The sequence below is a fragment of the Aporhodopirellula sallentina SM41 genome (genome assembly GCF_000346505.1).
In the GTDB taxonomy this organism is placed as follows: domain Bacteria; phylum Planctomycetota; class Planctomycetia; order Pirellulales; family Pirellulaceae; genus Rhodopirellula; species Rhodopirellula sallentina.
The window spans coordinates 1-6,530 of sequence record NZ_ANOH01000134.1 but is presented as its reverse complement, the minus strand read 5'-3'; the positions used below and the strand labels follow the sequence as shown (position 1 = coordinate 6,530).

The 6,530-nt window shown below is 57.0% G+C and carries 2 protein-coding genes; both read right to left on the bottom strand.

All coding sequences use genetic code 11. The features are described from left to right. On the bottom strand, positions 1-5,805 hold a 5,805-nt coding region (locus RSSM_RS08610; protein ID WP_008676755.1), incomplete at its 3' end, for a type I polyketide synthase. After that, positions 5,802-6,530, bottom strand: a 729-nt coding sequence (locus tag RSSM_RS08605) for an acyl carrier protein (RefSeq protein WP_044301891.1), incomplete at its 5' end; no start/stop codon positions are given. The genes RSSM_RS08610 and RSSM_RS08605, both read right to left, overlap by 4 nt.

Sequence of the window (6,530 nt, the reverse complement as noted above, 5' to 3'; positions counted from 1 at the left end):
CAGCACACCGGCCGCATGGAACACGCAACGGATGGGCGGATACGATTCGGGGAGTTGCTTGACCGCGTTGTCGAGGCTCGCCGAGTCACTGACGTCCCCTTGCAAGAGAGCAACAGAGACCCCTGATTGTTGGATCTCGGCCAGCTCGCTTTGCAATTGATCGGCACCGCGTCGCGAAAGGATTGCCAAATGCTTCACCCCGTGGCTGGCCGCGTACTTCGCAACCTGTCGACCAATCGCGCCGAAGCCTCCGGTGATCAACACGGTGCCTCGATCAAACTCGAGCGTGTTGGAAGAGCCCGATGACGCCGCATGCTTCTCCGGTGCAGAACTTTGCACTTGAGTCATCCCGCGGTCGGGATAGGCAACCACAACCTTTCCGATGTTCTTCCGCTGTGACATGTATCGAAACGCGTCGACAATTTTTTCTGCCGTGAACGACGTCAACGGCAACGGCCGATACACGCCTTTCTCAAACAAAGGTCCGATTTCGGCATACAACCGGCGAATATCCTCGGGCCGTTGTCGCAGCATGCGGTCCAGGTCGATCGCATGATAGGACAGGTTGTCTTGGAACGGCCACAACCCGATACGGCGGTTCTGATAGATGTCCGTCTTGCCGATTTCGAGAAAACGACCATAGGCGGCGAGTATTGAAAGACTCCTTGTAATTGCTTCCCCAGGCAGGCTGTTCAGGACCACGTCGACGCCATAGCCCGAAGTCTTCTCGAGAATCTCGTCCGCGAACTCGAGTGATCGCGAATCCATCACGTGCTGCACACCGAGCGAGCGAAGGAAGTCACGCTTCTCATCACTTCCCGCGGTCGCAAAAATCTCAGCACCGATCGACTGCGCAATTTGAATCGCGGCCTGCCCGACACCACCGGCACCGGCATGAATGAGCACTCGTTCATTGGGCCCCAAGCGTGCCAGGGTGCAGAGCGCGTGATGAGCCGTCAAGAACGTGATCGGAATTGTCGCCGCATCATCATCAGAGAGACCGTCGGGGGTTGCGACGATCGCGTAGTCAGCGGTGCTCGTGTGAGACCCAAAGCTATACGGCGCCACTCCCATCACGCGTTGCCCGGGCCGGAAATCCTTCACGTCGCTGCCAATACGCGAAACAATACCGGCACACTCAATTCCCAAGGGCACGATCTCATCCTGAACGCCCGGATACAACCCGAGAGCTTTCAAGACATCGCTGAAATTCAGCCCCGCGCTGCGGACTTCGATCTCAACCTCGTTCGGTTGGAGATTCTTGGCAATGACCGGCGAGTAGTGCAGTTCGTCAAAACTAGGCGAGTCGCCCAGTCGCAAACTAAACCGTTCGGACGCGGGCAGGCTTTGTCGTGTTTCACCGGCATCTTGCAACAACTCGGCCACCCGTTCGAGCCGCGCTGCGTAGAGGTTGCCGGAACGGTACGCGACGTGATCTTCGCGATTAGAATCGCCGTCGCTTCCGAACACCGCGGCCCGCAAAGCGTCGACATCGTGGGTAATCGATTCCGCCGGATCCAGATCAAGCAACGTTATCGAGAGATGAGGCATCTCGACCATCGCGGTACGTGCCATCCCCCAAACCGCCGTTTGCGATGGCAGAACCGCGTCATTGTCCACAACCCGGTTCGCACCGCGCGTCACCAACGTCGTCTTCTGGATTTTGATCGATGCGTTTTTCGCGAGCGTCTTGAGCAACAACAACAGATGCGAACAAAACCGTTCCGCCCGGTACGCTTCGTCTGCATCAGGGGTTTCGTCAATGCCGATCGACCAAAGATCGACAATCGATGTTGGCACCCCACCTCCGTCGCCAAGACGATCAAACAGCTTTTCGTAACCTTCGAGGTCATCTGCAGCGAGTCGGCAATGTGTTATTTGGCTCGCTTCCGCAGGCTCGTCGAACTGGAACGCGTCCGACCGTTTCACCACACAAACCGAGTGGCCTAATTCAGCCAAACTTTCCACCAGGGCATCACCAACGCCAGACTCGTCCGCGAAGAGGACCAGTCGACTCGAACTCGCTTCGACGCCTGCGTCCTCAGACTCTTGTTGCAACCAACGTGTCTGGTAGAGCAACTCTTCCGGCTTCGCCTGTCCCGAGGATCGTTGTTTCGATACACGTTGTACTCGAGCACCACGTAGTTCAGCGACAACGCTTCCCTCATCGCTCAATAGAACGATGTCTGCGTCAAAGGTATCGGTCGTTTTCGATTCGCTCGCTTTTCGTGTGTAAACCCACAGCGTTCCATCGGGAACTTCCTGATAAACACGAACCTGTTCGGCAGCAGTTGGCAGCACGAGGTCCGAAACAGAATCATCATTCGGATCAATCACAACACCAGCGATCGACTGCAAACAACCGTCCAAGATTGCAGGATGCAGCGTGTAACCGTTTAAATCTTTTCTGAGTGGATCGGGGAGTTGCAGTTGAGCCACACACTCACCGTCTCCGGCGTGCAGTTGCGACACGACCTGGAACATTGGTCCGTAGTGCAATCCGCAGGCTGTCATTCGCTCGTAAAAGGATTCGCCTCCGACTTGGTGAGGCATCCGCTCCAACAGCTCGGAACGGACGAACTCTTTTGCGCCAGAATCGCTTTCCGAACCGTTACGAATGGTCGCTGATGCGTGAAGCGTCCAGGCATCGTTGGTTCCCTCGTCGTCGGTCGCGTTGCGGCTATGAATTTCGACAGACCTTTCGCCCCGCAAATCAGGACCGACAATGACTTGCACGGCACGCCGACTTTCACCGGCGAGCACCAACGGTTGCTCGATCGACAGGTTGGTGAGCAAGTGCCGTCCGTCACCGAACAAGTCATTCGCAACGGCAATGCACTGTTCCATGTACGCGGCTGCGGGAACAACAGGCGTTTGATCGAGTCGGTGATCGTCTAAGAAAGCAGGACTCCTCGCCTCCAATGTTTGTTGGTAGACAATCTTCTCACCCGCCATCGGCAACCGCGCACCGAGCAACCCGTGCGACGCACCTCCAACCGCAATCGGCATCGCGCTGCCCCGCCGATCGATCCGGTGCGACATGTCATACCAGTGCCGCTGAGCATCGAAAGGATAGGTCGGCAACACCACCCGCTTGCGTTGATAGGGACGGTCGTAAGCTTTCCAATCGAGCGAAACACCACGGACGAACAATTCCGCAACGCTCTCGTTGACCACATCCCAATCATTGCGAGCGTTTCGCATCGACGGCAACCAAGCGATCGGCTCGCTGCCCCAAAGTCGACTCGCTAAACCACACAAGGTTGTCCCGGGCCCGATCTCAATCGCCGCTTCGAGTGGGAACGATTCCAACGTTTGTGATGCATCAACAAAGCAGACCGTGTGACGCAGATGGTTACGCCAGTACGCTGCCGAGCAGACGCGGTCATCAAGACGTTTGCCGTCATGACTGGAGATCAGTGCGATTTTGGGCGAGTGAAATTCCACCGCCGAGGCGAGTTGCTCAAACTCGTCGAGGATCGGATCGAGTAGCGGTGAATGCATCGCATGCGATACCTCCAACGCACGCGTCTTCACCCCAGCGGCTTCGAATTGGTTCAACAGATCGCCAACCACGTCGCTGCGGCCAGCGATCACGACACTTTCGACACCGTTGTGGGCAGCGATGGAAACGTCGCTTTCGTACGGCAAGATCAGGTCTTCCACTCGCTGCCGATCTGCAAAGACAACCGCCATCGAACCGTCACGCGGCAAACTCTGCACCAACCGTCCCCGATGGGCGATCAGCGTCAGACCGTCTCGCAGCGAAAACACCCCGGCGACACAGGCGGCAACGTAATCGCCGATGCTGTGCCCGAGCATCACGGTAGGCTCAATTCCGAACGAACGCCACAAACACGACGTTGCGTATTCGATCGCAAAGAGAGCTGGCTGGGTGTATTGCGTCTGATGAATCAGCGGATCTGCAGAGTCATCCTCATAGAGCACATGCAGCAAACGCTCGGGAAGCAAGTCCGCCAGGATCTCGTCGCACTCAATCAGGGCATCACGAAACACCGGATGCGTCTGGTAGAGTTCCCGTCCCATCCCAGGCGTTTGTGCTCCCTGGCCGGGGAACAAGAATGCGATTTTACGGCGTCTGTCCCCTTTGACGGCAGCATGTTTCACCGCTCTCGGAGTTTCGCCTTCCGCGAAAGCCTCGAGCGTCTTCTTCAGTTTACCAGCGTCACCGGTTGAAACAGCGAGCCTGTGCTTGAACGCCGACCGTCCGACCGCAGCGGTGTGACAGGCATCGGCGAGCGGGAATGAGTCCGGCTCTTCGATCGTCTCCGCCAACCTACCTGCCAAGTCGCGGAGTTGTTTCGGCGACTTGGCGGACAACGTCATCAAATGCAGCGGTCGTTCCAACCGACCGTTCGACGACGAACCTGATGTCGATTCCGAGGAAGAATCGTCCTTGGACGCCTGGGCCCCTTCCAGAATGACGTGCGAATTCGTACCGCCAAAGCCAAAACTGCTGATACCGGCGATCGCTTTTCCGTTGACGCCGTTCCACGACATCAGTTCCCTCGCCACTTGCAGACGGCTGTTTTCAATCCCAGCGTGTGGGTTGAGATTTTGGAAGTGCGTTTGAGCAGGAATGGTTTGATGATTTAACATCAAAACCGTCTTGATCAGCGACGCCATCCCCGCCGCGGTCTCGGTGTGCCCCACGTTCGCCTTCACTGAGCCGAGATAAAGTGGTTGCCCCTCTTTCCCATTGCGGTTCCGAAACACCTCGCCCAGTGCACCGAGTTCGATCGGATCACCCAAAGGTGTTGCCGTGCCATGTGCCTCGACGTACGACACGTCGTCCGGGTTGCAGCGTGCATCGCGCAGCGCTCGACGGATGACTTCGACCTGCGACGTTCCCCGTGGCGCCGTGATTCCCGATGTCAGGCCATCTTGATTGACCGCACTGCCACGGATCGTTGCAAAGACCATGTCGCCGTTGCTGACCGCGTCGGACAGTCTTTTCAAAACTACCGCGCCACAACCTTCACCCCGCACGTACCCGTTCGCCTGGTCATCGAACGGGCGGCACTTTCCGTCCGGAGACAACATGTGAGCCTGCGAAAACGCGAGCGTGGTTTCAGGCGTCAAAATTGCGTTGACACCTCCCACGATTGCCGCATCACATTCCTTGCTCCGTAGACTGCGAATCGCTAAGTGCGCTGCCACCAATGAGGATGAACACGCGGTGTCGATCGACAAACTCGGCCCCCGCAAATCCAGCGTGTACGACAACCGGTTGGCCGCGATACTGAGAGCGTTCCCGGTGCCCGAATAAGCCGTAATCTGTTCGAAGTAATTGTCCAGTTGAACCGGAATGCGCGAGTAATCGGTTCCACCGACACCGACAAACACCCCCGTCGCCGACTCACGCAGACTCGTCGGAGAGATGCCACCATATTCGAGTGCCTCCCAAACGACCTGCAGCAACAGACGATGTTGCACGTCCATCTTCTCAGCCTCGCGAGGCGACACGCCAAAGAACGCGGCATCGAAAAGATCAATGTCTTTGAGAAAACCGCCCCAACGGGTCGTCATCTTTCCTGGCGTTTTTCCCGTCGCATCAAAGAAGTCGTCGAGGTCCCATCGAGACGATGGAATCTCTCCCGTCATGTCCGCTCCGTCAAGAATCAATCGCCAATACTCGGCGATGTTAGAAGCACCGGCGAAACGACATCCCAATCCGACCACAGCGATCGGTTCGGCGATGCGATCGGACTCGCCCATCGCTTTTTTTAAGAGTGCTAATTTCTCGGGAGATAACTTGGCCATTCGCTCCGAGGTCGAACTCATTGACGCGGCTCCGGCTGGTCTTGAGCGGCGAGCATTGCAGCCGCGGCACTGTCGGGCATCTGTTCGAGTTCCGCCAACAGTTGATCGAATTGGTGGTCGCTGAGTTCATTCATCGCGTCCTCGCCGACATCATCATTTGAATCGTCTTCGCTATCAGATCCCACATCGTTGCGACGAACAATCATCTGAGCGAGATGTTTCGCCAAAGTGGACGGGCTCGGATAGGTCCACGCGATCGTCGGCGATAGTTTCAGCCCTAAACCGCTCTCGAGTTGAGCGATCAACTCCATCGATGCGAGCGAATCGAGTCCGTAATCCGCAAACGGCCGATGCGGATCAAAATCGCTTTCGTGGTCGTCAGCTTCTTGACGCAACCAACGTGTCAACAACGTCTCAATCTCTTCCGCCATGGTTTCCGCGTCATCAATCTCCGCGACTTCAAACCATTGACTCAGATCACTGATCGTCGGCTGCCCGTTGTTGGAATGATTCTCGTGCGAGGCACTCGCAGCTTCGGCAAACGACCATCGACACACGCTCTGCAGTTCGCCGCGTCGATACTGTTCACGCACCTCCGCGTAGCGAACTTTCCCACTCGTTGTCCGCGGGAGAGAGCCCATTCGGAGCAAAATCACCTCATGCACGAACACATCGTGTTCCGCCGTCACGTTGCGACGGATCTCGGGGATAATCGCCTCTCGGTCTGCTGCCGATGCAGCCCGGTC